The sequence below is a fragment of the Sphingomonas yabuuchiae genome (assembly GCF_014199595.1).
GTDB classification, from domain to species: Bacteria; Pseudomonadota; Alphaproteobacteria; order Sphingomonadales; family Sphingomonadaceae; genus Sphingomonas; species Sphingomonas yabuuchiae.
This window is the reverse complement of sequence record NZ_JACHNX010000001.1, coordinates 25,281-49,836: the sequence shown is the minus strand read 5'-3', so window position 1 is coordinate 49,836 and position 24,556 is coordinate 25,281. Positions and strand designations below refer to the sequence as shown.

Here is a 24,556-nt window from a genome sequence, read left to right as displayed (position 1 = left end):
TAGGAGACGAAAACCAGATGATGCGATCGACGCAGCCCATGCCGCCCGAGCGGGGGCCTGCCATCGAGGCGCATTCGCGCGATTCGCGTCTGTCGCGCGGGCTGTCGGGCACCAATCTGGAGCGGGCGGGGGATTATAATCTGCGCACCGTCTTGCAGGTCATCCGCCTGCATCGGGAAACGACGCGGATCGCGATCGCCAATCAGACCGGGCTGACCCCGCCGACCATCGCCAACATCACCGGGCGACTGATCGAGATGGGGCTGATCCGCACCGCCGGGCGGCTGCATCGCGGGCGCGGGCAGCCTGCGCTGAAGATCGAGCTGTGCCCCGACGGCGCATTCGGCATCGGCCTGACCATCGACCGCGACCATCTGGCCATCGCGATCCTCGACCTGTCCGGCACGGTGCGCGCGCGGGCGACCCGCGAGATCGCCTTTGCGACGCCGGACGACGTACTGGCCTTTATCGGCGATACGCTGGAACCCGCGCTGGCCGAGGGACAGGTGGACCGTTCGCGCGTGCTGGGCGTCGGCGTGGCGATGCCGGACGGCGTCGACCGCTCGCTGCCCAACCAGACGCGCGGCTATGACGCCTGGAACGGGGTCGACACGGCGGCGTTGCTCGCGCCGCTGCTGCCCTGGCCGATGTACCGCGACAACGATGCCGCCGCCGCCGCTTTGGGCGAGGCGCAGCACGACCATGATTTCGCCTGCCCCAGTTTCTTCTACCTCCTCATCACGGCCGGGCTTGGCGGCGGGCTGGTCATCGACCGGACCTATCATCGCGGCGCGCATCGCCGATCGGGCGAGATCGGGCTGATTCCCGACCCCACGGCGGGACGGCCCGGTGCGATCGTGCAGGATACGGTATCGCTGGCGGGGCTGGAGGTGCGGCTGAAGGCGGCGGGCTACCGCCTCGATTCGCCCGAGACGCTGGGTGACGGCGACGACCCGATGCTGTGCGCGGTCATCGACCAGTGGATCGAGGATTCGATTGCCGCGCTGCTCCAGCCCATCGTGGCAGTGACGACTTTGTTCGATCCCCATGCGATCCTGATCGGCGGGCGCCTGCCCGACTGGCTGCTCCAGCGACTGACCCAGGGGCTGAGCGAAGCGCTGGCCGGAATCGAGCTGCCCGCCCGCCCCGCCATCCGTCCCGCCCGCCGCGCGCAGGACGCCCCCGCCGTCGGTGCGGCGATGCTGCCCTTCATGGACCGGCTGTTGCCCTCCGACTCCATCCTGATCCAGGCGGGGCGCTAAGGCCCCCTCCTGCGTTCAGGCTGAACGGAGGGCGGGAAGCTGACATAGAGGCCAAAAGAAAAAGGCCCGCCTCCCATGGGGAAGCGGGCCTGTCAGGCGTTCGACGGTCGGGGCGATCAGCCCGCCATGTCTTCCAGCTCGCGACCGCGCGTCTCGTTGACCATGGCGCGGACGAAGAAGAACGATACCGCCGCGAAGAAGGCGTAGCCGAAATAGGTCACGCTCAGGCCCGGCGACACGGCGAGCGCGGGGAAGCTGACCGAGATGGCGGCATTGGCGATCCACTGGGCAAAGCCCGAGACGGCCAGGCCGGACCCGCGAATCTGGTTCGGGAACATCTCGCCCAGCATGACCCACATCACGGGGCCCCAGCTGGCGTTGAAGAAGATGACGTACAGGTTCGCCGCGACCAGCGCGATCACGCCGTTGTTGCCGGGCAGCGACACCGCGCCGTCGGCACCGGTGACGGCGGTCGAGAAGGCATAGGCGACGATCGCCAGCGTCACCGCCATGCCCGCCGAGCCGATCAGCAGCAACGGCTTGCGGCCGATCTTGTCGACGGTCGCGATGGTGAACAGGCAGGCCGCGATCGACAGCACGCCCGACAGGATGTTGGTCTGGAGCGCGTAATCCTCGGAAAAGCCGACCGCTTCCCACAAAGTCGCGCCATAATAGAAGACGACGTTGATGCCGACGAGCTGCTGGAACACGGCCAGGCCGATACCCGCCCAAAGGATCGGGCGGATCTTGCCGGTCGTCTTGTCGACCAGGTCCGACAGCTTGGGCTTGTGCTTGTCGCTGGCCAGCGAACCCCGGATTTCGGCCACCTTGCGGGTCGCCTCGGCCTCGCCGAACAGCTTGGTCAGGACCGTATGCGCCTCGGCATCGCGGCCCTTGGCGACCAGGAAGCGCGGGCTTTCCGGGATGATTGAGAGGGCGGCGAAATAGACCGCCGCCGGGATCGCCTGAAGCCAGAACATCCAGCGCCAGGCGGGGAAGCCCAGCCAGAATTCGGCGGTCGAACCACCGGCATAGCGGGCCAGTGCGAAGTTGGCGACGAACGCGCCGGTCAAGCCGGTGATGATCATCACCTGCTGCACGCTCGACAATCGGCCGCGAATCGAGGCCGGGGTCACTTCGGAGATATAGACGGGCGAGATGACGCTGGCCGCGCCGACGCCCAGGCCGCCGATGATGCGCGCCAGGATGAAGATCGCCGAGCTGCCGGCGGCGCCCGCCAGGATGGCGCTGACCAGGAAGAGCGCGGCGGCCAGCATCATGACGTTGCGGCGGCCGATCGCATCGGCCAGCCGCCCTGCACCGAACGCACCGATCGCCGAGCCGACCAGGATCGCGCCGACATTGACGCCGACGCCCAGACGGCCGAGGTCGAACGCGGCCTCCAGCCCCTTCTGGGTGCCGTTGATGACGCCCGAGTCATAGCCGAACATGAAACCGCCGATGGTCGCGACAACGACGATCGCGGCGATGAAACCATGATTGACGCGTGCGGCGTCCAATCCCCTTGTGTCGGTCACTTCCGGCCCTCTCCTGATCCGTGCGTGGCGTCTTGGCCTATCCGCACGGCAATGTCCTGTCACCGGCGCGATTCACGGCCAGCCATAATGGTAACGCTATCTTAAAACATCGCGCCGTCAAGCGGGTGCGTACACGGTTCGTCCCGCTTCGCGACCCGCCATCAGAATCCGCGCGGCCTGCGCCGGGGTGCGGCGTCCGACTGACGGCGGATCAGGCTGTAATCCAGCATGCGGTGCGCGGGCGGCTCGGCATTTTTCTGGCGGATGACGGTCGCCATCATCTCCACCGCCGCCCGCGCCATGTCGGCGATCGGTTGGTGAATGGTGGTCAGCTCGGGCCAGATCGTCGTCGACAGCGTGGTGTCATCGAAGCCGCAGACGGTCAGGTCGCTCGGCACGTCCAGGCCCCGGCGATGCGCCACCGCCACCGTCGCCGCCGCCATGTCGTCGTTCGACGCCAGGATCGCGGTCGGCGGCTCGGCCAGGTCGAGCAGCCGCTCGGCCGCATCCAGACCCGAGCGATAGGTATAGAGGCCGGGCGCGACCAGTTCCTCGTCGAACGGCACGCCCACCGCCTCCAGCGCGGCGCGGAAGCCCTCGTAACGGCGGGCGCTGGCGGTCAGGTTAGGATTGCCGCAGATGAAGCCGATCCGGCGATGGCCCAGGGTCATGACATGACGCGTCATCTCCTCGGCGGCCGCGCGGTCGTCGATCTGCACCGCCATCGCCGATTCGGGCATCTCCTGCGGCGCGACGCCGGTCGCCACGACCACGGCGGGCACCCCCGCCTCGCGCAGCAGGGCCAGCACGGCCTCCGCCTCGCACAAGGGCGGCGGCAGGATCACGCCGTCGATCCCGCCCGCGATCAGATGGCGCGCAACCTCGACCTCATGGTCGCCGATCTCGCATTTCTCCACGACCATCTGCACGTCCAGCCGCGACGCCTGGTCCAGTGTGCCGAGCAGGAATTCGCTGAGGAACCCCTGGCTGGGATTGCTGTAGAGCATGCCGATGCGGATCTGCGCCGCCCCCGCCAGGCTGCGCGCCGCCGGATTGGGCGCGTAGTTGAGCTGCGCAATCGCCGCCTCCACCTTTTCGCGGGTGGCGGGGCGGACATTGGCCTCGTTGTTGATGACGCGCGAGACGGTCATTAGCGACACACCGGCGGCGCGCGCGACATCGCTGATCGTGGGAGCGCTGCTACCGCGGCGCGAGGTCCTGATGCTCATAACGTTTACGCTTCCACTTTTCGGACGCGATACGCAATGCTTTGAGGGGCGAAAGATGACAGACACGGCAGTCGGCGCTCTTGCGGAGCGGGCCGCCCGCCGCTAAAGGCTGCGCCAGCATCAAGAGTCGGGCCGTCGCCCGGCACCAACCTGCCTCCCGGCAAGGTGGTGCCTTTCCGGATGGAGAGGGATGTGGCCGAACCGGCAACAACGGGACGAACCGCCACTTTCCTCATCCGACTCGTCATAGGTACGAAGGATTTGCGATGAGCGCGGTGGTTCCCCGACATTCTGCCCCCCAGCAATTTGCCAGCGACAATTATGCGGGCATCTGTCCCGAGGCCTGGGCCGCGATGGCCGAGGCGAACCAGGGCTATGTCCCGGCCTATGGCGAGGACCCCTATACCGACCGCGCCGCCGACGCGTTCCGCACCCTGTTCCAGACCAAGTGCGAGGTCTTCTTCGCCTTCAACGGCACGGCGGCCAACTCGCTGGCGCTGGCGGCGCTCTGCCAGAGCTATCACAGCGTCATCTGTTCGGCCTCCGCGCATGTCGAAACCGACGAGTGCGGCGCGCCCGAATTCTTCTCCAACGGATCGAAGCTGCTGGTCGCGCAGACCGAGGACGGCAAGCTGACCCCCGAGGCAGTGCGGGCGCTCGCCACCGGCCGGTCGGACATCCACTTCCCTAAGCCGCGCGCGGTGACGATCACCCAGCCGACCGAGACGGGACAAGTCTATACGCTGGCCGAGATCCACGCGCTGTCGGCGGTGTGCCGTGAGCTGGGGCTGCGGCTGCACATGGACGGCGCGCGCTTCGCCAACGCCTGTGCCGCACTGGGCTGCTCGCCCGCCGACATGACGTGGCGCGCAGGCGTCGATGTCCTCTGCTTCGGCGGCACCAAGAACGGCATGGCGGTCGGCGAGGCCATCCTGTTCTTCGACCCCGTGCTGGCCGAGGATTTCGACTATCGCTGCAAACAGGCGGGGCAGCTGGCGTCCAAGATGCGCTACCTCGCCGCGCCGTGGATCGGGATGCTCGACACCGGCGCATGGCTGACCAATGCCGCCCATGCCAATGCCTGTGCGCAAGCGTTGGCGGCGCGGGTCGCGGGGCTGCCCGGCATCGAACCGATGTTCCCGGTCGAGGCGAACGCCGTCTTCCTTAGCGCCCCGCCTGCTGTGCTCGACGGCCTGCGTGCGCGGGGGTGGCGTTTCTACACCTTCATCGGCGGCGGTGCGCGGTTCATGTTCGCCTGGGACGCCGATCCCGCGCGGGTCGACCAACTGGGCGACGACATCGCAGCGGTCGCGGCGGAGGCGTTGCAGGCGGCGTAGCGCGTATGCTCTTCCTCCCCTTACCGGGGAGGAATGAGTTATTGGTCCTCCGCCGTCAGACGATCGAGCCACGCCTGCGCCTGTTTGGGTTCCCCCACCGCCTCGGGCCCGACCGGCCCACGGGAGGCGAGAAATTCGGCATGGAGCGCGAAGGGCGGCAGGCCAAGCTGCTCCCGGGCTTCATCGATCTCCTCGCCCATCTCGGTCAGCTGCGCCACCACCGGCGCCGCCGCCGCGCGCGCCACCCGGTCCTTGCGGTGGTCGAACAGCCCCCATTTGCCCGCCGCCGTGGTCCGCAGCGCGGCGATCAGCGCCTCGCGATACTCGCCTTCCATGTCTTCGCGATGCGCGTCGAGCCGCGCCAGTCGATCACCCTTGGCCATGGCATGGCCTTACGATCCGACCGCCGGGTCGGCAATCGCTCGCGCCGCTTCGATCAGCCGCCGCGGTCGAGTTCGATCTCGACCCGGCGGTTGCGTGCGCGGCCGTCGCTGTCGTCGCTGCCATCGGGTTTGGCGTTGGGCGCGACGGGGCGGGTTTCGCCGAGCGCGATCACCCGCATCCGGTTCCGGTCCAGACCCTTGCGCGCCAGATAGTCGCGCACCGCCTCGGCCCGTTTGCGCGACATGATGCGATTGGCCTCGTCATCGCCCTCGCTGTCCGAATGGCCGCGCAGGATCAGGCTGCCGCCGCGCACCGCCGGGTCGGCGACCAACCGGTCGAGCATCGCCTTGGCCTCGCTATTCAGGCCCCCGCCGCCCTGGGGAAAGCCGATGGTGGTCAGGCTGGCATCGGCATCGGCCGCAACGGTGCCGGGCAGCGTGTCGGGTTGCGCGACGGTCTTGCCCGGAGACGGCGCCGGGACGGGCAGTTCGATCGAAGCACCGCTGGCCCCGGCCTGACGCGCGACATCGCCGCCTCCGCTGCACCCGGCCAATGCACAGGCGAGCCCGGCCGTCATCTTCCAGGCCCCCAATCGCAGTCGCATCACGCTACCCCATCATCCGGCCGATCCCCCCGGCCGGTCCGCCCTTTGCGCGGACCATAGGCAGCGCGATGTTGCAGCGCAAATCGGCTTTAGGGTCAGGGTCGGTCCGATATGAGCCAGCGCCCTTAGGCCGCCTCGCCCTCGGGCGGGGCGACGCCGCGTTGCTCGCTCAGGATGCGCCAGCCCGCCAGGAACAGCGCGGCGACGACCGGGCCGACGACGATGCCGCTCAGCCCCAGCAGGTCGATGCCGCCCAGCGTCGTCAGCAGCACGATCCAGTCGGGCAGCCCGGTGTCGCGCCCGACCAGGATGGGCCGCAGGATATTGTCGGCAAGGCCGATGACCAGCACGCCCGAGGCGACGACCACCGCCCCCTGCCAGATCGCGCCGGTCGCGAGCAGATAGATGGCCACCGGCCCCCAGATGATCGCCGGACCGATGGCGGGCAGCAGCGCCGCGATCGCCATCAGCACACCCCACAGCAGAGCGGCGGGCACGCCGACGATCCAAAAGGTGATCGCCCCCAGCGCGCCCTGCACCAGCCCGACGATGACCGAACCCTTGATGGTGGCGCGCACCACCGCGACGAAGGTATCGACCAGCCGCGTCGCGACACCCCGGTCCAGCGGGAGCGAACGGACAAAGGCCGGTCCCAGTCGTTCACCGTCGCGGATCAGGAAGAAGGCGACATACAGGCCGACGCCGAAGGCCAGCGCAAAGGCAAAGGCATTGCGTCCGATCGACAGCGCCTGGGACGCGATCTGGCTGACGCTGCTGCTCAGCGTGCGCGAGATGCGGGATTGCAGCCCCTCGACGCTGTCGATGCCCCAATTGTCCATCGCCTGGCGCAGGCGGGTGGGCAGCGCATCGCGGACCTGCTGGAAATATTGCGCGAAATCGATCTGGCCGCTGCGCACCTTCAGATAGACGCCCGACGCCTGATCGACGACCATGCTGCCGATCAACAGGGTCGGCACCACCACCGCAAAGGTGATGATCAGCATGGTCAACCCGGCGGCCAGGTTGCGCCGCCCGCCGGTCTTGGTCAGCAGCCACTGGAACAGCGACCGGAACAGGATCGCCGCCAGCCCCGCCCAGAGCAGGGCCGCAAGAAAGCCCGACACCACCGCCAGCATTCCGATGGTGATCAGCGCGAGGAACAGGATGAATCCCCCGCGTTCGATCTTCTGGCGATCGATGGTCATGCTGCTGTCCCCTTTTTCATCGCGGCGTAACCGTCACGGCGGCGCAACGGTTCCGTAATCTGGGTTAATGGGGCGACGGGGGTGTCATGGATTTAAGCGTGCGAGCCGCATGCTCCCGCTCCGTTCAGCCTGAGCGAAGTCGAAGGCCATGCGCTCGTTCACCAAGCGGGTGGCAACCGGGCTCCCTTGGCCTTCGACTTCGCTCAGGCTGAACAGATGGTGGGAATGGTGTCATTCCTCCCCTGCAAGGGGAGGTGGCAGCCCGAAGGGCTGACGGAGGGGTGTCACCGTCCGCGATGACACCCCTCCGCAATCTTACTCCGCCGCGACCGCCTCGACGCTGTCGTCGAGCGGATGCGCCAGGCGGGTCAGCATTTCCTTAGGGACAACCTGCCAGAAATGCCCGGCCGCCCGGTCCCAATCCTCCAGCAGGCCCTTCGACCATTTGCTGTCGGTCCGCGCCGCATGTTCCTCGATCAGGCCGCGCAGCACGCCTTCCCAATGTGCGGAGGCGAGACGCTGCCACACGATGTTCTCGGGGTTGGCGCGGCGAGGGAAACGCTCCTCGGGGTCGTAGATGAAGGCCATGCCGCCGGTCATGCCTGCGCCGAAGTTCGCGCCGACCTCACCCAGCACCACGGCGGTGCCGCCGGTCATGTACTCGCAGCCATTGGCGCCGCAGCCCTCGACCACCACGACCGCGCCCGAGTTGCGGACCGCGAAACGCTCGCCCGCCTGGCCCGCTGCGAACAGACGGCCCGAGGTCGCGCCGTAGAGCACCGTGTTGCCGATGATCGTGTTCTTCTGGCTGGCCAGCGGCGAGCTGACCGCAGGCCGCACGATGATGGTGCCGCCCGACAGGCCCTTGCCGACATAGTCGTTGGCGTCGCCGAAGACTTCCAGTGTGATGCCCTTGCACAGGAACGCGCCCAGCGACTGGCCCGCGCTCCCTCGCAAGCGCACGGTGACGTGCCCGTCGGCCAGCTTGCTCATCCCGAACTTGCGCGTGATCTCCGACGACAGCCGCGTACCGACCGCGCGGTGCGTGTTGCGCACCGAATAGGTCAGCTGCATCTTCTCGCCGCGCGAGAACACGGCGCTCGCATCCTTGATGATCTGCGCATCCAGGCTGTCGGGCACTTCGTTGCGGAAGGTCGACAGGCTGAACCGCCGCTCGGCGTCGGTCGCATCGACCTTGGCCAGCACCGGGTTGAGATCGAGATCGTCGAGATGCTCGGCACCACGGCTGACCTGGCGCAGCAGCTCGGTCCGCCCGATCACCTCGTCCAGCGAACGCACGCCCAGACGCGCCAGGATGTCGCGGACTTCCTCGGCGATGAAGGTCATCAGGTTGATGACCTTTTCCGGGGTGCCGGTGAACTTGGCGCGAAGCCGCTCGTCCTGCACGCAGACGCCCACCGGGCAGGTGTTGCTATGGCACTGGCGCACCATGATGCAGCCCATCGCGACCAGGCTCAGCGTGCCGATGCCGAACTCTTCCGCACCCAGGATCGCCGCGATCACGATGTCGCGCCCGGTCTTCAGGCCGCCGTCCGCGCGCAAACGGATGCGACCGCGCAGGCCGTTCAGGGTCAGCGTCTGGTTGACCTCCGACAGACCCATTTCCCAGGGCGTACCGGCATATTTGATCGAGGTCTGGGGCGAGGCGCCCGTGCCGCCGACATGGCCCGACACCAGGATGACGTCGGCATGCGCCTTGGCCACGCCCGCCGCGACCGTGCCGATGCCCGCCGAGCTGACCAGCTTCACGCAGACGCGCGCGCGCGGGTTGATCTGCTTGCAGTCATAGATGAGCTGCGCCAGATCCTCGATCGAATAGATGTCGTGGTGCGGCGGCGGCGAGATCAGCGTCACGCCCGGCGTCGCATGGCGCAGCTTGGCGATGAACTCGGTCACCTTGAAGCCGGGCAGCTGCCCGCCCTCGCCGGGCTTGGCGCCCTGGGCCACCTTGATCTCGATCTCGTCACAGGCGTTCAGATATTCCGCCGTCACGCCGAAGCGACCGCTCGCGATCTGCTTGATCGTCGAGTTGGCGTTGTCGCCATTGTCGTAGGGCTGGTAGCGCAGCTTGTCCTCCCCGCCCTCGCCCGACACGGCCTTCGCGCCGATCCGGTTCATCGCGATCGCCAGCGTCTCGTGCGCTTCGGGCGACAGCGCGCCCAGCGACATGCCCGGCGTCACGAAGCGCTTGCGGATTTCGGTGATCGCCTCGACCTGATCGACCGGCACGCCCTCGTTCGGAAAGTTGAACTGGAGCAGGTCGCGCAAATAGACCGGCGGCAGATCGCCGACGCCGCGTGCGAATTGCAGGTAGGTCGAATAGCTGTCGGTCGCGACCGCCGTCTGCAACAGGTGCATCAACTGCGCCGAATAGGCATGCGTCTCGCCGCCGTCGCGCTGGCGATAGAAGCCGCCGATCGGCAGCGTCGCGACATGCTGGTCCCAGGCCGCTTCGTGACGGACCATCGCCGAGTAGTGCAGCGAGTTGTAACCCTCGCCCGAAATCTTGGCAGGCATGCCGGGGAACAGGTCGTTGACCAGCGCGCGGGACAGGCCGACCGCTTCGAAGTTGTAGCCGCCACGATAGCTGGAGATCACCGCGATCCCCATCTTCGCCATGATCTTGAGCAGGCCGTCCTCGATCGCGGTGCGATGGTTGGTCAGGCACTGTTCGATGCTCATCTCACCGAACAGGCCACGGCCATGACGGTCGACGATCGCGGCTTCGGCCAGATAGGCGTTCACCGTGGTCGCACCCACGCCGATCAGCACCGCATAATAATGGGTGTCGAGGCACTCGGCCGAGCGCACGTTGATCGACGCGTAACTGCGAAGGCCCCGGCGGACGAGATGCGTGTGCACCGCCGCCGCCGCCAGCACACCCGCGATCGCGACACGGCCTTCGGAGACATGCTCGTCGGTCAGGAACAGCTCGGACCGGCCCTCGCGCACCGCCTGTTCGGCCTGGTTACGGATTCGCTGGATCGCGGCGCGCAGGCGGTCGGGACCGCCATCGGCCTCGAAGGTGCAGTCGATCTCCGCCGCCGAGCGGCCGAAATGCGTCTTCAGCCGGTGCCAGTCCGCGCCGGTCAGCACCGGGGACGGCAGGACGAGCACGCGCTCGCGCCGATCCTCGGTGTCGAGGATGTTGGCGAGATTGCCGAACCGGGTCTTGAGCGACATCACATAGCGTTCGCGCAGCGAGTCGATCGGCGGGTTCGTGACTTGGCTGAAGTTCTGGCGGAAGAACTGGCTGATCAGGCGCGGCTTGTCGGAGATGACCGCCAGCGGCGTGTCGTCGCCCATCGAGCCGATGGCTTCCTTGCCCCCCTCGGCCATGGGCGACAGGATCAGCTCCATGTCTTCCATGGTCTGGCCTGCCGCGACCTGACGGCGCAGCATTTCGGCGCGCGGCATGCGCACCAGCGCTTCCTCTTCGGACGGCGCGGGCAGCTGGTCCATGGTCAGGAACTCGCCGATCATCGCGGCATAGTCCTGCTCGCCGGCAATCTGGTCCTTGATCGCGCGGTCTTCGTACAGCTTGCCCTCGGCCAGATCGACGGCGATCATCTGCCCCGGCCCCAACCGGCCCTTGGCGGTCACGGTGGCCTCGGGCACCACGACCATCCCGCTTTCCGAACCGACGATCAGCAGGCCGTCGGCGGTCAGCGTATAGCGGAGCGGACGCAGCGCGTTGCGGTCCATGCCCGCCACCGCCCAGCGGCCATCGGTCATCGCCAGCGCGGCCGGACCGTCCCACGGCTCCATCACGGAGGCGAGATACTGGTACATGTCGGCATGCGCCTTGGGCGCGTCGAGGTCCTTCTGCCACGCCTCGGGCACCAGCATCAGCTTGGCGGTCGGCGCGTCGCGGCCCGACCGGCAGATCGCCTCGAACACCGCGTCGAGCGCGGCGGTATCGGACGCGCCCGCCGGGATCACCGGCTTGATGTCCTCCGAATTATCGCCGAACGCGATCGAGGCCATCCGGATCTCGTGGCTGAGCATCCAGTTCTTGTTGCCGCGGATCGTGTTGATCTCGCCGTTATGCGCCAGGCAGCGGAAGGGCTGCGCCAGCCACCATTGCGGGAAGGTGTTGGTCGAATAACGCTGGTGGAAGATCGCCACGCGGCTCTCGAACCGGTGATCCTGCAGGTCGGGATAGAAGACCGACAGGCTCTCGGCGAGGAACAGCCCCTTGTAGATGATCGAGCGGCAGGACAGCGAACAGATATAGAAGCCGCTGATCTGCGCCGCGATCACGCGCTTTTCGATGCGGCGGCGGATCAGATACAGGTTCTTCTCGAACTCGGCGGCATCGACCTCGTCGGGCATCGGCCCGGCGATCATGATCTGCTCGATCTCGGGGCGCGTCGCCTGCGCCTTCATGCCGATGACCGACACGTCAACCGGCACCTGACGCCAGCCATAGATGGTATAGCCCGCCTCGATGATGACGCTCTCGACGATGGTGCGGCAGGTTTCCTGCGCGCCCAGATCGGTGCGCGGCATGAAGACCATGCCGACCGCGAGGCGGTTGGGCAGAACCTTGTGGCCCGACGCGGCGATCGCATCGTCGAAGAAGCGGTGCGGCAGGTCGACATGCAGGCCCGCGCCGTCGCCGGTCTTGCCGTCCGCGTCCACCGCGCCGCGATGCCACACGGCCTTCAGCGCGTCGATCGCCGACTGGACGACGCGGCGCGAGGGCCGGCCATCGGTGGCCGCGACCATGCCGACGCCGCACGCATCACCCTCGAACTCGGGGCGGTACATGCCATGCTCGGCGAGATATTGGCGCTGATCGGTCATCACTTCTTATCCTGCTTGGTCGCGGCGGGAGCCTGGGTCTTGGCCAGGGCCTCGATGCGGGCGCGAATCTTGGGGAAAGCGGCCATGCCCGCGTCGCGGCCCATCCCCTTGCCGAACTCGGCCAGACGCTGCTGCAACTGCGGCTGCAGGGCGAGCAGATGCTGCCCGGCCTGCGTATTGTAAAAGGCGACGATCGCTTTCAGATCTTCCTCGGAAAAGCTCCGGCGATATTCTTCGGCCGCCGCCTCGCGAATTTCGGGATAGCGGGACCGCATGGCCGCCAGCATTTCCTCGCTCACGATCGCGCGGACCTTGGCCTGCCCCTCCGGGGTCGCCAAGACCTGCTTGATCCCGGCCGGCGCATCGGACGAGGTCTGCATCACGCCCAGCACATTACCTGTCACCAGCGGCATCAAACTCGCGAACTGGAAATTTAGCAGCCGGTCGATGTTCATCTTCTCGACCAGAGCACGGGCGGTTTCAATCCGCCCCCCTGCATCGGGGGTGGCCTCGGTCGGGCCCGTCTGCGCCACGACCGGCGCAGCGAGCAGCAGCGCCAGCGGGACGAGCGCGCGCATCACGCCGCCTGCCTTTCGCGCGACGCGGTCTTGGCCCGCGCCTTCAGCCACTGGTGCATCGCCTTGGCGACGTCGCGACCGTCGCGGATCGCCCACACCACCAGCGAAGCGCCGCGCACGATGTCGCCCGCCGCGAACACGCCGTCCAGGCTGGTCATCAGCGTGCGACCATCGACCAGCACCGTGCCCCAGCGGCTGACGCCCAGTTCGGCAGTGCCGAACAGGCTCGGCAGATCCTCGGCATCGAAGCCCAGCGCCTTGATGACCATGTCCGCTTCCAGCAGATGGTCGGCACCCGGCTCGGCCTCCGGCGCGCGGCGGCCGCTGGCGTCCGGCGCACCGAGACGCATTTTGGCGGCGCGCACGCCGGTCACCGTCTCGCCGCCCTCGAAGCCGAGCGGGGCGGACAGCCAGACGAACTCGGCACCCTCTTCCTCGGCATTGGCGACTTCGCGCTGCGAGCCCGGCATATTGGCCCGGTCGCGGCGATAGAGGCACTTCACCGACTTGGCACCCTGGCGGATCGCGGTACGGACGCAGTCCATCGCGGTGTCGCCGCCGCCGATCACGACGACATTCTTGCCCTCGGCATTGAGCGAGCCGTTCTCGAACGCCTCGACCGTATCGCCGAAGCTCTTGCGATTGGAGGCGGTCAGATAGTCGAGCGCGGCGATCACGCCGTTCGCGCCCGCACCGTCCACCTCGACATTGCGCGCCTTATAGACGCCGGTCGCGATCAACACCGCGTCATGGCGACGGCGCAGCTCCTCGAGCGTCGCGTCCTCACCGACCGCAAAGCCTTCGTGGAAGACGATGCCGCCTGCCTTCAGTCGCTCGACCCGGCGCATGACGACGGGCTTTTCCAGCTTGAAACCGGGGATACCATAGGTCAGCAGCCCGCCCGCCCGGTCGTGCCGGTCATAGACATGGACCTCATAACCCGAAACGCGCAGATATTCGGCGGCGGTCAGGCCCGCAGGCCCCGCGCCGATCACCGCGACCGACTGGCCGCGCGCGGGTCCGGGGACCAACGGCTCGACCCAGCCCTCTTCCCAGGCGGTGTCGGTGATGAACTTCTCGACCGAGCCGATCGTGACCGCGCCGTGGCCCGAAAACTCGATGACGCAATTGCCCTCGCACAGCCTATCCTGCGGGCAGATGCGGCCGCAAATCTCGGGCATGGTCGAGGTGGCGTTGGACAGCTCATAGGCTTCGCGCAACCGCCCCTCGGCGGTCAGCCGCAGCCAGTCGGGGATATGATTGTGCAGCGGACAGTGCACCGAGCAATAGGGCACGCCGCATTGCGAGCAGCGCCCCGCCTGGTCCTCTGCCGCCGGGGGCGCATAGCGCTCGGCGATCTCGCGAAAATCCTCCGCACGGGTCTCCGCGGCCCGCTTGGCCGGATAGGCCTGATCGCGGCCTACAAACTTCAGCATAGAATCGTTCGCCATATGCGCCTCCGAAGATGCGGATATTGCGCAGGCGACCCTGTGTCACCTCGAAATCGACATATAAGTCAGCATGACTGACTAATTAAAATGGGTTTTGCGCTACCAGACCCTTTTATTGCGAGCGACCCGCAATAAACAAGGACCGATTCGGCATTAATGCTGCGCTCAGTGCATGATCAGCAGCGCCAGCGCGATGCTGCCCGCCACGATTCGGTACCAGGCAAAGGGGCCAAAACCGTGACGGCCCACAATGCCAACGAACCAGCGCACGACCAGCAGCGCGACGATGAAGGCGACGACGAAGCCGACCGCGATCTCGATCGGGCCGACGCTGTTTCCGGCACGCATGGCATCCATATGCCCGGCCGTCTCGACGACGCTCGCGCCCAGCATGGTGGGGATGGCGAGGAAAAAACTGAACTCCGCCGCCGTGCGCCGCTCGACGCCCAGGGTCAGCGCGCCCAGGATCGTCGCGCCCGAGCGGCTGACGCCGGGGATCATCGCCAGGCACTGGAGGAAACCGACGCCCAGCGCCGTCCTGGCCGGAACCGCCGCGATGCCGCGCGTCGTGCCGGGCTTTACCACCCGCTCGATCACCAGGATCGCGATGCCACCGACGATCAGCGCGACCGCCACGACCTTGGGCTGGAGCAGCAGCGCTTCGATATGTTTCTTCGCCAGCACACCGATGACGGCGGCGGGAATGAAGGCGATCAGCAGGTTGCGCACGAAGCGGACCGAGCCGGGATCGCGCTTGAACAGCCCGACCAGGACGGTCCAGAAGGTCCGCCAATAGAGGACGACCACCGCCAGGATCGCGCCCAGCTGGATGACGATGTTGAACATCTGCCACCGCGCATCGTCATAGCCGAGCAGCGCGCCCGCCAGGATCAGATGGCCGGTGGAGGACACCGGCAGAAATTCGGTGACACCCTCGACAATCCCCAAGATGATGGCGGCAATCAGATCGTTCACGCGAGTCCCCACAAGCAAAGGCAGCCCCGCCGCCATAAGGCGACGGGGCTGTCAGCGAAACGATAAAGACTGTCAGCTTGGGACGGTTCAGGCCGCCAGCGTCTCCGCGCGCCGCCCGAACCGGCCCGCCTTGCGGAAACGGATCAGATATTCGGGCGCGACGGTCGCCAGCGGGGCGGCCTTGATGCCCAGCGCGGCCAGACCCGGCGTACCGGCGGCGGCGACATTGTCCTGCTGCAGCATCAGCCACTGGTCCCAGCTGATCGGTGAGCCCGGCAGCCGGGCGAGCAGCGCGCCTGCGAAATCGGGGATTTCCACGAAGTTGGGCTTGCGACCCAGCGCCTGGGCGATCCAGCGGAGCAACTCGCCCATCGACAGCACGTCCGGGCCACCCAGCTCATAGGTAAGACCACCGTGCGATTCGGGATCGCGCAGCGCGTTGGCGACCGCTTCGCCGACATCGCCCGCAAAGACCGGCTGGAACTTCACGCCCGAACGCAGGACCGGGACGATCGGCGCACCCATCATGCCCGCGAAGCGGTTCACGAACTGATCCTCGCGCCCGAACACGATCGAGGGGCGCAGGATGGTGGCGTTCGGGAAGGCCGCGCGCACCGCCTCTTCGCCCTGCCCCTTGGACCGGGCATAGGCCGCCGCACCATTCGTGTCCGCGCCGATCGCCGACACATGGACCAGCGCCCCGGCACCGGCGTTGCGCGCGGCTTCCGCCACGGCGCGCGCGCCGTCGACATGGATGCGCTGCATATTGCCGCCCATCACACCGACCAGATTGACGACCGCATCGGCGCCTTCGACCGCGCGTGCGACCGTCTCCGGCCGGGCGATATCCGCGGCCACGAACTGCGTCTGGCCCAGCCCGCCCTGCGTGCGCAGGAAATACGCCTGGCGCGGATCGCGCTGCGCCACCCGGACGCGCGTACCGTCCCGCATCAGTTCGCGTGCGACATAGCGGCCCAGAAAGCCCCCGCCGCCGATCAGCGTCACCAGCTTGTTCGTCATGACCGTCCCTATTCGCCAGATTTTTTGTGCACCGCCCCTTTGCCTCGCAAAAAAGCCGTTGACAAGGATTCGAACCCTACCCTAAAGGCGCAGGCCTACCCCGTGCCCAGATGGCGGAATTGGTAGACGCACCAGCTTCAGGTGCTGGCGATCGCAAGGTCGTGGAGGTTCGAGTCCTCTTCTGGGCACCATTCTTTCCCAAGGCTTCCAAGCCTCGGGACTGGCGGAAAACCAAGACTTTCTACCAACGTCACCGTGCGATAGCGCGATGACGAAGTCTTGGCCTCTCCCGCCGCCATGGGGCGCCGAGGCGCGCTCACTCCTTCCCTTACAAAGTCGACGCGCCGGTCTTTCGGGTCAGGCGATCAATATCCCTTCGCGGACCCCGCTGGATTGTGCGGGTGCGAAGGTCGGATCGGCTTCGACCGCTTCGCCGACGATCAGCATGGCGGGATCATGCGCGCTGATCGCCTCGACCAGAAAGGCCAGCGAGGACAGCCGCCCCCGGATGATTCGCTCATTGGGCAGCGAGGCGTTGACCACGACCAGCACCGGCGTGTCGGGGCTGCGCCCGGCGGCGACCAGTTGCTGGGCCACGGTCGCCGCCGCCGCGCGGCCCATATAGATGGCCAGCGTCGAATCGGTCGCGGCCAGCGCTGGCCAGTCGAGGTCGAGCGTCGCGCCCGCCTGCGCATGCGCCGTGACCAGGGTCAGGCGGCGTGCCACGCCGCGCAGGGTCAGGCTGGTCCCCGCCGAGGCGACGGCCGCGCTGGCGGCGGTGATGCCGGGGCAGATTCGTACCGTCACGCCCGCCGCGCGGCAGGCGGTCACTTCCTCCGCCGTACGACCGAAGATCGCCGGGTCGCCACCCTTCAGCCGGACGACCCGCTTGCCCTCCAGCGCTGCCGCGACGATCAGCGAATCTATGGTCCGCTGATCCTTGGAATGACGGCCCGAGCGTTTGCCGACGCTGATCTGCTCGGCGCGCGCGCCGATCAGGTCGAGGATGCCGGGGCCGACCAGCGCGTCGTAGAACACGATATCGGCCGCCGCGATCAGCCGCTCGGCCTTGCGGGTCAGCAGATCGGGATCGCCCGGCCCGGCCCCGACCAGCCAGACCGAACCGGCGGGAAATTCGTCATGCGGCATGGATAGTCTCCTCGGCGAGCAGGCGGGCGAGCGCGGGGCGGCAGGATCCGCAATTGGTGCCAGCGCCCAGAGCGGCCCCGATCGCGGCGACATCGGCCAGCCGCTGGTCGCGGATCGCCGCGACGATGGTGCGCATCCCGATATCGAAACAGGCGCAGACGATCGCGCCGCGATCCGCCTGCACCCCCGGCGCACGTCCGGCGAGCAGGGTCGGTGCTGCCTCCGCCTCGGCCAACTGGCCGATCAGCCAGTCACGGCTGGGCAATTCGCCGCTTTCGGTCACGAACAGCGCGGCGATCAGCCGGCCGCCCGACAGGATCGCGATTCGCCTGGTGCCGCGCGCCGCATCGATCGCCTCGACACGCTCGCCAGCGGGCAGGCTCGCCTCCAGCTTTACCGGATCGCCATCGCCCGCCAGTTCCCACAGGCTGCCCGCCGGAACCGCGACGCGCGTCGCCCAGAGGCAGGAGGGACGCCGCACCGGCTCGCCCGCGAGGATCAGGAAACCACGCCAGCGCGTTGCTACCGCCGCCAGCCGCGCCGGGGTTTGCTTGAAGCCCGGCTGGCCCGACACCGGATCGACCAGCGGACGCGGCAGCAGGCCGGTTCGCCCGCCGCTGGAGGTGCGGTCGGTCCAGTGGATCGGCGTGAAGATCTCGCCCCGCCGCTGCGCAGGCGTCACGCGCACGCGGTAGAGGCTGTCGCCCTGCGGCGTCGCCACCCACGCCAGCCCGCCCTCGATGACGCCTAGTCCGGCGGCATCATCGGGATGCACCTCGACCAACGGCTCTTCGCGGTGGCGGGCCAGCTTGGGCGCAAGGCCGGTGCGGGTCATGCTGTGCCACTGGTCGCGATAGCGGCCGGTGTTGAGCGTCAGCGGCCAGGCGGCAAGCGGGCCGGAAATCGCCTTTTGCGTCACCGTCACCAGCCGTGCGCGGCCATCGGGGGTGGAGAAGCGGCCATCGGCAAAGGGGGTGCCGCCCCAGCGGAACGGCGTCATCGCGTCATACTCTGCATTGCCCGCGCTCGACAGACCGGGCAGCGCGAACAGGCGCGCGCCGTCATTCTCATAGGCCGACAGACGGCAATGCTCGCGCCAGATCTCGGCGGGGCGGTCATAGGCAAAGGCGGTCTTCCACCCCATGCGGCGGCCGACCTCCTTGACGATCCACCAGTCGGGCCTTGCCTCACCGGGCAGCGGGAACAGCGCGCGCTGGCGGCTGATCGTGCGGTCCGAATTGGTGACGGTTCCGTCCTTCTCGCCCCAGGCGGCGGCGGGCAGGCGGACATGGGCATAGGCCGAGGTGTCGGTGTCGGCGATCACGTCGCTGACCACGACGAAGGGGCAGGCGGCCAGCGCCTCGCGCACGCGGCCCGCATCGGGCATCGACACGGCGGGATTGGTCGCCATCACCCACAGCGCCTTGATCCGCCCCTCGCCCAAGGCGCGGAAGAGTTCGACGGCCTTCAGGCCAGGCTGTTCGGCGATGGTCGGCGCGGCCCAGAAGCGCTGGACACGGGCGCGGTTGTCGGGCGCGAAGTCCATATGCGCGGCCAGCGTGGAGGCCAGCCCGCCCACCTCACGCCCGCCCATGGCGTTCGGCTGACCCGTGATCGAAAAGGGCTGCGCGCCGGGCTTGCCGATGCGCCCCGTCGCGAGATGGACGTTCAGGATCGCATTGACCTGATCGGTGCCGCTCAGCGACTGGTTCACCCCCTGGCTGAACAGGGTGACGGTGCGCGGGGTGGCGGCGAATAGTTCGTAGAAGCGGCGCAGGTCGGCCGGGGGCAGGTCGCAGGTCCTGGCGACCGACCAGAGATCGCTCCCCTCGCCCACCCGCTCCCAGAAATCGGCCGGAACCGACAGATGATCGGCAAGGAACCCCGCGTCGAGCGCCCCCGCCTCGCGGCACCAGGCGAGCAGGCCGTTCATCAGCGCCACGTCGCTGCCGGGGCGCAGCGGCAGATGCAGGTCGGCTTCCTCCGCCGTCTCGGTGCGGCGCGGATCGATGACGACCAGCTTGGCACCCGCATCGCACCGGGCGCGAATACGCTGATAGACGATGGGATGGCACCAGGCGGTGTTGCTGCCGACCAGCACGATCAGGTCGGCGGCGTCGATGTCTTCGTAAGACGCGGGCACCACATCCTCGCCGAACGCGCGGGTGTGGCCCGCCACCGCGCTCGACATGCAGAGCCGCGAATTGGTGTCGATATTGGCCGAGCCGATAAAGCCCTTCATCAGCTTGTTGGCGACATAATAGTCTTCGGTCAGCAACTGGCCGGAGACGTAGAAGGCGACGCTGTCGGGACCATGCTGCGCGATAGTGTCGCGGAAGCGTTTCGCCACCAAATCCAGCGCCTTGTCCCACGAGGCGCGGCGCTTGCCGATCATCGGGGTGAGCAGGCGACCTTCGAGACCGACCGTCTCGCCCAGATGCGTGCCCTTGGAACAGAGCCTGCCGCGATTGGCGGGGTGGTCGGGATCGCCCTCGATCTGGACGGCACGCTCGTCGGTGACGGTCGCGCGGATGCCGCAGCCGACACCGCAATAGGCGCAGGTAGTGCGGATCGCGTTCATGCGTTGCCCCTCCCCTTCAGGGGAGGGGTTGGGGTGGGGCAGTTCGGCAAGCGCGCCGCTTGTGGCGAGGCCCCACCCCCGACCCCTCCCCTGAAGGGGAGGGGGGAAAGCAGCCTCATGCTCACGCCGCCGCCTTCAGGGTGCTGGCGCGGCAGATCAGCACGCGGCCGCCGCTGATCTTCACCGGCACGGTCGGCGTGCAGCCCTTGTCCTCGCCCAGCGCCTCGCCGGTGCTGAGCGAGATGCGCCAGTTGTGCAGCGGACACGCCACCGCGCCGCCATGGACGATGCCCTGGCTCAGCCGCCCATGCTTGTGCGGGCAGCGGTCGAGCAGCGCGAAGACCTTGTTCTCGCCGGTACGGAAGACGGCGATGTCGTGGCCGCCCTCGACCTGCACGGTGCGGCTGCCGCGCACCGGGATCTCGTTCACCCAGCCGATATCGAGCCATTCGCCGATCATGCCATCTCTCCAACAGGTTGGAAGCGCGCCATCGGCGCATGGATTTCGCGTTCCTCGCCCGCGACGCGCGCGGCCCAGGGATCGTCCTGCGAGAAGCTCTGCGAATAGAAGAAGCGGCGGGCGAGTTCGGCGCGCGCCTCTTCGTCGGGCAACAGCCGCGACTGGATGTATGCCAGGCCCACACGTTCGATCCACGGCGCGGTGCGTTCCAGATAGCGCGCCTCCTCGCGATAGAGCTGGACGAAGGCGGCGCACATCTCCATCGCCTCCGCCTCGGTCGCGACCTTGCACAGCAGGTCGGTGGCGCGGACCTTGATCCCGCCATTGCCGCCGACATGGAGTTCGTAGCCCGAGTCCACGCAGACCACGCCGAAGTCCTTGATCGTCGCCTCGGCACAGTTGCGCGGGCAGCCCGACACCGCGATCTTGAACTTGTGCGGCATCCACGACCCCCAGGTCGCCCGCTCCAGCTTGACACCCAGCCCGGTCGAATCCTGCGTGCCGAAGCGGCACCATTCGGAGCCGACACAGGTCTTCACCGTCCGCAGACTTTTCCCATAGGCATGGCCGCTGACCATCCCGGCGGCGTTCAGATCGGCCCAGACGGCGGGCAGATCCTCCTTCTTGATGCCGAAGATGTCGAGCCGCTGGCCGCCCGTCACCTTGACCATCGGCGCGTTGAACTTCTCGACCACATCGGCGATCGCGCGCAGCTCCTTGGGGCTGGTGATGCCGCCCCACATGCGCGGTACGACCGAATAGGTGCCGTCCTTCTGGATGTTGGCGTGCATCCGCTCGTTGACGAAGCGGCTCTGCTGGTCGTCGACATATTCGCCGGGCAGCGCGCACAGCAGATAGTAATTGAGCGCGGGGCGGCAGGACGAACAGCCATCGGGGGTCGACCAGTGCAGCTTCTGCATGACCTCCGGAATGGAGCGCATGTCCTGCGCGACGATCTCGCGGCGGACATCGTCATGGCCGAAGCTGGTGCATTTGCACATGGTCTTCGGCCCCGCCTCGACCTCGTCGCCCAGCGTCAGCGCGAGCAGCGTCTCGACCAGCCCGGTGCACGAGCCGCAGCTCGCCGATGCCTTGCAGGTGGCACGCACCGCATCCAGGCTGTGTGCGCCCTTGGCGATGCACGACACGACCTGCCCCTTGGTGACGCCGTTGCAGCCGCAAATCTCCGCCGTGTCGGAGAGCGCCGCAACGGCCGCCTTAGGGTCCGCCTGCCCCCCTCCCGAGGCGAAGGCCTGGCCGAAGATCAGCGCGTCGCGAATGTCGCCGACGCTTTCGCCCTTTTTGAGCAGGTCGAAATACCAGTTGCCGTCGGCGGTATCGCCGTACAGCACCGCGCCGACGATGCGGTCGTCCTTGACCACGACGCGCTTGTAGATGCCGCGGGCCGCGTCGCGCAGCACGATATCCTCCGCGCCGTCCCCGCCGCCGAAATCGCCCGCCGAGAAGACGTCGAGTCCGGCAACCTTCAGCTTGGTCGCGGTGGCGGTGGGGCGATAGCCGCTGGGGCTGCCGGTCAGTGCATCGGCGAGGCTGCGGCACATGTCCCAGAGCGGCGCGACCAGGCCGTATACCTGTCCGTCATGCTCGACGCATTCGCCGACGGCCAGGATGCGCGGGTCGGAGGTGACCATATGGTCGTCCACCTTGATCCCGCGCCCGACCTCCAGCCCGGCGGCGCGGGCCAGCGCGACGCAGGGACGGATGCCGACCGCCATCACCACGAGATCGGCAGGGATCTCGCGGCCGTCCTTCAGGCGGATCGCCTCGACCTTGCCGTCGCCCAGGATCGCGGCGGTGTCGGCGCCGCACAATACGGTCTGGCCGCGCGCCTCCAGCGCCTGCTTGAGCAGCCAACCCGCCGCTTCATCCAGCTGCCGCTCCATCAGCGTTGGCATCAGGTGGAGGACGGTGACGGTCATGCCGCGCAAGCTCAGGCCATGCGCCGCCTCCAGGCCGAGCAGGCCGCCGCCGATCACCACCGCGCTGCCACCCCGCTCGGCGGCGTCGAGCATATGCTCGACATCCTTCATGTCGCGAAAGCTGATGACGCCGGGCAGGTCGTGGCCGGGCACCGGGATGATGAACGGGTCGGAACCGGTCGCGATGAGTAGCCGATCATAGTCCAGCACCATGCCGCTCTGGGCGGTGACCGTCCGTGCCTCGCGGTCGATCGCGGTGACCGGATCGCCGCTGACCAGGGTGATGCCGTTATCGGCATACCAGTCGAGGCCGTTGATGACGATCTCGTCGAACGTCTTCTCGCCCGCCAGCACCGGCGACAGCATGATCCGGTTGTAATTCACCAGCGGTTCGGCACCGAATATGGTGATACGGTAGCGGGCGGGATCGCGGGCCAGCAATTCCTCGACCGCGCGGCAACCGGCCATGCCGTTGCCGACGACGATCAGGTGTTCGCGGGTATCGACCTTGGCGGCGCTCAGGACTTCGTGTTTCATCGGTTCGATCCGTCGAAGAGGAAAAGCATCAGATCCGCACGCCCTCGGCCGCGCCCCAGCTGCGGCGCCAGCGGCTCTTGACCAGCATCAGGCCCGCCAGCGCGACCAGGGCCAGCGCGGCGAAGATCAGGAACCCGCCCGAAAAGCTGCCCGTCCACTGCTTGGCGAACCCCAGCGACGAGGCGAGGTAGAAGCCGCCGATCCCGCCCGCCATGCCGACCAGGCCGGTCATCACGCCGATCTCGGCGGCGAAACGCTGCGGCACCAGCTGGAAGACCGATCCGTTGCCGACACCCAGCGCCAGCATGGACAGGACGAACAGCGCCAGCGAGGCGGCGAACCCGTCGACCATCGCCACGCCCGTCAGGGTGACCGCGGCGGCGGCGAACACGCCGAGCAGCGCCTTCACCCCGCCGATCGCATCGGCCAGCGCCCCGCCCATCGGCCGCACCAGTGACCCGGCAAAGACGCAGGCCGCCGTGGCGTAACCCGCCTGCACCGGGGTCAGCCCGAAGCGGTCGGTGAAATAGATGGGCAGGCTGGCGGCAAGGCCGACGAACCCGCCGAAGGTGACGGCGTAGAAGCCCATCAGCCACCAGGCATCGGCCTGTTTCAGCGGCGCGAGATACTCGACCAGACGGCGTGGGCTCGGCGCACCCGGTGCGTCCTTGGCCATCACCATATAGGCGAAGAAGACGAGGGTCAGCGGCAGGCAGGCGAGCCCCAGAACGGCGTTCCAGCCGAACAGCTTGGCCAGCGCAGGCGCGAACAGCGCGGCGAGCACCGTGCCCGAATTGCCCATGCCCGCCAGACCCATGGCCTTGCCCTGATGCTCGGGCGGATACCAGCGGCTGGCGAGCGGCAGCGCGATGGCGAAGCTCGCCCCCGCAAAGCCCAGGATGACGCCCAGCACCAGTGTGCCGCCGAAGCTGTTCACCCCCAGCACCCAGGCGGAAAAGAGGCCGCCGATGACGATCAACTGGCTGATCGCGCCCGCGCGCTTCGGCCCGATCCGGTCGACCAACAGGCCGTTGACGACGCGCAGGATCGCCCCCGCCAGCGTCGGCACTGCGACCATCACACCCTTTTGCGCAGGCGTCAGGCCCAGGCTGGCGGAAATCTGCGGCGCCAGCGGGCCGAGCAGGACCCAGACCATGAAGGCCAGATCGAAATACAGGAATGCCGCGATCAGCGTCGGCGTATGGCCGCTCGACCAGAAACCGCCGTCATCGCCCGCTTTCGCCGCTTTGCTGTCATCCCAGAATGCCGTCGCCATCGTGCCGCCTCCGTGGGGCCCAGGGCCCAAAACGAAAAAAGCCGCCAGGACGCGGGGCCCTTGCGGGTCGCATCCTGGCGGCTTCGTTGCCTCCAAGCGGAATATGGGGACTGCCCCGCTTCCGCCAGCGCGCCACCCCGTCGTTGGAGCGGACCGCGCCGTTATCTCGTGCCCGACGCCATTGCCGGGCGAATTGAAAA

The 24,556-nt window shown here is 67.8% G+C and carries 17 protein-coding genes, 1 tRNA gene and 1 riboswitch; of the genes, 3 read left to right on the top strand and 15 right to left on the bottom strand.

The window, feature by feature from the left end; translation table 11 throughout:
* Nucleotides 1-17: 17 nt before the first annotated feature.
* The gene (locus GGQ89_RS00190) at nt 18-1,262 is read left to right on the top strand and encodes an ROK family transcriptional regulator (protein ID WP_237243500.1); all 1,245 of its coding nucleotides are present in this window, start codon (nt 18-20) and stop codon (nt 1,260-1,262) included.
* Between the two features lie 116 nt (nt 1,263-1,378).
* Here GGQ89_RS00190 and GGQ89_RS00185 read toward each other — a convergent pair whose 3' ends face one another.
* Both GGQ89_RS00185 and GGQ89_RS00180 read right to left on the bottom strand, forming a co-directional pair.
* Nucleotides 1,379-2,800: a sugar porter family MFS transporter gene (locus tag GGQ89_RS00185; RefSeq protein WP_056432371.1), complete on the bottom strand. Its 1,422-nt coding sequence runs from the start codon at nt 2,798-2,800 to the stop codon at nt 1,379-1,381.
* Nucleotides 2,801-2,961: 161 nt separating this feature from the next.
* On the bottom strand, nt 2,962-4,029 hold the full coding sequence (locus tag GGQ89_RS00180) for a LacI family DNA-binding transcriptional regulator (RefSeq protein ID WP_076714563.1): 1,068 nt from the start codon (nt 4,027-4,029) through the stop codon (nt 2,962-2,964).
* 112 nt (nt 4,030-4,141) lie between these two features.
* A riboswitch (SAM-I-IV-variant riboswitch) is annotated at nt 4,142-4,251 on the top strand.
* Nucleotides 4,252-4,295: 44 nt separating this feature from the next.
* Here GGQ89_RS00180 and GGQ89_RS00175 point away from each other — a divergent pair.
* The gene (locus GGQ89_RS00175; protein WP_076714561.1) at nt 4,296-5,366 is read left to right on the top strand and encodes a threonine aldolase family protein; all 1,071 of its coding nucleotides are present in this window, start codon (nt 4,296-4,298) and stop codon (nt 5,364-5,366) included.
* Between the two features lie 38 nt (nt 5,367-5,404).
* Here GGQ89_RS00175 and GGQ89_RS00170 read toward each other — a convergent pair whose 3' ends face one another.
* The 8 genes from GGQ89_RS00170 to GGQ89_RS00135 form a co-directional block, all read right to left on the bottom strand.
* Nucleotides 5,405-5,749 carry a hypothetical protein gene (locus tag GGQ89_RS00170; RefSeq protein ID WP_056432379.1) on the bottom strand — a complete coding sequence of 115 codons (345 nt, stop codon included), beginning with the start codon at nt 5,747-5,749 and terminating at the stop codon, nt 5,405-5,407.
* 53 nt (nt 5,750-5,802) lie between these two features.
* Nucleotides 5,803-6,354 (bottom strand): OmpA family protein, encoded by a 552-nt coding sequence (locus GGQ89_RS00165; protein ID WP_184103171.1) that lies wholly within the window; start codon nt 6,352-6,354, stop codon nt 5,803-5,805.
* A 125-nt stretch (nt 6,355-6,479) separates the two neighbouring features.
* Nucleotides 6,480-7,559: an AI-2E family transporter gene (locus GGQ89_RS00160; protein ID WP_184103169.1), complete on the bottom strand. Its 1,080-nt coding sequence runs from the start codon at nt 7,557-7,559 to the stop codon at nt 6,480-6,482.
* Between the two features lie 315 nt (nt 7,560-7,874).
* Nucleotides 7,875-12,389 (bottom strand): glutamate synthase large subunit, encoded by a 4,515-nt coding sequence (gltB, locus tag GGQ89_RS00155; protein WP_184103167.1) that lies wholly within the window; start codon nt 12,387-12,389, stop codon nt 7,875-7,877.
* Nucleotides 12,389-12,967 carry a DUF2059 domain-containing protein gene (locus tag GGQ89_RS00150; RefSeq protein WP_184103165.1) on the bottom strand — a complete coding sequence of 193 codons (579 nt, stop codon included), beginning with the start codon at nt 12,965-12,967 and terminating at the stop codon, nt 12,389-12,391. Before GGQ89_RS00150 ends, gltB begins: the two co-directional genes overlap by 1 nt.
* Complete coding sequence (locus GGQ89_RS00145) at nt 12,967-14,418, bottom strand: NAD(P)-dependent oxidoreductase (protein ID WP_056432392.1); 1,452 nt, start codon at nt 14,416-14,418, stop codon at nt 12,967-12,969. Before GGQ89_RS00145 ends, GGQ89_RS00150 begins: the two co-directional genes overlap by 1 nt.
* Nucleotides 14,419-14,583: 165 nt before the next feature.
* Nucleotides 14,584-15,429 carry an undecaprenyl-diphosphate phosphatase gene (locus tag GGQ89_RS00140; protein ID WP_184103163.1) on the bottom strand — a complete coding sequence of 282 codons (846 nt, stop codon included), beginning with the start codon at nt 15,427-15,429 and terminating at the stop codon, nt 14,584-14,586.
* Nucleotides 15,430-15,480: 51 nt separating this feature from the next.
* Nucleotides 15,481-16,413: a complex I NDUFA9 subunit family protein gene (locus GGQ89_RS00135; RefSeq protein WP_184103161.1), complete on the bottom strand. Its 933-nt coding sequence runs from the start codon at nt 16,411-16,413 to the stop codon at nt 15,481-15,483.
* Between the two features lie 104 nt (nt 16,414-16,517).
* Between GGQ89_RS00135 and GGQ89_RS00130 the strand changes: the two genes are divergently transcribed.
* Nucleotides 16,518-16,604 (top strand) — tRNA-Leu (locus tag GGQ89_RS00130).
* 166 nt (nt 16,605-16,770) lie between these two features.
* On the opposite strand, the gene cobA is transcribed toward GGQ89_RS00130, so the two are convergent.
* The 5 genes from cobA to GGQ89_RS00105 all read right to left on the bottom strand — a co-directional run bounded on the left by cobA (nt 16,771) and on the right by GGQ89_RS00105 (nt 24,356).
* Nucleotides 16,771-17,562: a uroporphyrinogen-III C-methyltransferase gene (gene cobA, locus GGQ89_RS00125; RefSeq protein WP_184103159.1), complete on the bottom strand. Its 792-nt coding sequence runs from the start codon at nt 17,560-17,562 to the stop codon at nt 16,771-16,773.
* On the bottom strand, nt 17,552-20,143 hold the full coding sequence (locus GGQ89_RS00120; RefSeq protein WP_184103157.1) for a nitrate reductase: 2,592 nt from the start codon (nt 20,141-20,143) through the stop codon (nt 17,552-17,554). Before GGQ89_RS00120 ends, cobA begins: the two co-directional genes overlap by 11 nt.
* Before the next feature lie 121 nt (nt 20,144-20,264).
* Nucleotides 20,265-20,603 (bottom strand): nitrite reductase small subunit NirD, encoded by a 339-nt coding sequence (gene nirD, locus GGQ89_RS00115; RefSeq protein WP_172839614.1) that lies wholly within the window; start codon nt 20,601-20,603, stop codon nt 20,265-20,267.
* Nucleotides 20,600-23,080: a nitrite reductase large subunit NirB gene (gene nirB / locus GGQ89_RS00110; RefSeq protein ID WP_184103155.1), complete on the bottom strand. Its 2,481-nt coding sequence runs from the start codon at nt 23,078-23,080 to the stop codon at nt 20,600-20,602. The genes nirD and nirB overlap by 4 nt, the downstream gene beginning before the upstream one ends.
* 28 nt (nt 23,081-23,108) lie before the next feature.
* The gene (locus GGQ89_RS00105) at nt 23,109-24,356 is read right to left on the bottom strand and encodes a nitrate/nitrite transporter (protein WP_076714527.1); all 1,248 of its coding nucleotides are present in this window, start codon (nt 24,354-24,356) and stop codon (nt 23,109-23,111) included.
* Nucleotides 24,357-24,556 lie beyond the last annotated feature (200 nt).

What these genes read in the sequence shown, in the direction of transcription:
- GGQ89_RS00190 (WP_237243500.1), top strand. Translation starts at nt 18, where the DNA reads ATGATGCGATCGACGCAGCCCATGCCGCCCGAGCGGGGGCCTGCCATC.
- GGQ89_RS00180 (WP_076714563.1), bottom strand. Translation starts at nt 4,029, where the DNA reads ATGAGCATCAGGACCTCGCGCCGCGGTAGCAGCGCTCCCACGATCAGC.
- GGQ89_RS00175 (WP_076714561.1), top strand. Translation starts at nt 4,296, where the DNA reads ATGAGCGCGGTGGTTCCCCGACATTCTGCCCCCCAGCAATTTGCCAGC.
- GGQ89_RS00170 (WP_056432379.1), bottom strand. Translation starts at nt 5,749, where the DNA reads ATGGCCAAGGGTGATCGACTGGCGCGGCTCGACGCGCATCGCGAAGAC.
- GGQ89_RS00165 (WP_184103171.1), bottom strand. Translation starts at nt 6,354, where the DNA reads ATGCGACTGCGATTGGGGGCCTGGAAGATGACGGCCGGGCTCGCCTGT.
- GGQ89_RS00160 (WP_184103169.1), bottom strand. Translation starts at nt 7,559, where the DNA reads ATGACCATCGATCGCCAGAAGATCGAACGCGGGGGATTCATCCTGTTC.
- gltB (WP_184103167.1), bottom strand. Translation starts at nt 12,389, where the DNA reads ATGACCGATCAGCGCCAATATCTCGCCGAGCATGGCATGTACCGCCCC.
- GGQ89_RS00150 (WP_184103165.1), bottom strand. Translation starts at nt 12,967, where the DNA reads ATGCGCGCGCTCGTCCCGCTGGCGCTGCTGCTCGCTGCGCCGGTCGTG.
- GGQ89_RS00145 (WP_056432392.1), bottom strand. Translation starts at nt 14,418, where the DNA reads ATGGCGAACGATTCTATGCTGAAGTTTGTAGGCCGCGATCAGGCCTAT.
- GGQ89_RS00140 (WP_184103163.1), bottom strand. Translation starts at nt 15,429, where the DNA reads ATGGCGGCGGGGCTGCCTTTGCTTGTGGGGACTCGCGTGAACGATCTG.
- GGQ89_RS00135 (WP_184103161.1), bottom strand. Translation starts at nt 16,413, where the DNA reads ATGACGAACAAGCTGGTGACGCTGATCGGCGGCGGGGGCTTTCTGGGC.
- cobA (WP_184103159.1), bottom strand. Translation starts at nt 17,562, where the DNA reads ATGCCGCATGACGAATTTCCCGCCGGTTCGGTCTGGCTGGTCGGGGCC.
- GGQ89_RS00120 (WP_184103157.1), bottom strand. Translation starts at nt 20,143, where the DNA reads ATGAACGCGATCCGCACTACCTGCGCCTATTGCGGTGTCGGCTGCGGC.
- nirD (WP_172839614.1), bottom strand. Translation starts at nt 20,603, where the DNA reads ATGATCGGCGAATGGCTCGATATCGGCTGGGTGAACGAGATCCCGGTG.
- nirB (WP_184103155.1), bottom strand. Translation starts at nt 23,080, where the DNA reads ATGAAACACGAAGTCCTGAGCGCCGCCAAGGTCGATACCCGCGAACAC.
- GGQ89_RS00105 (WP_076714527.1), bottom strand. Translation starts at nt 24,356, where the DNA reads ATGGCGACGGCATTCTGGGATGACAGCAAAGCGGCGAAAGCGGGCGAT.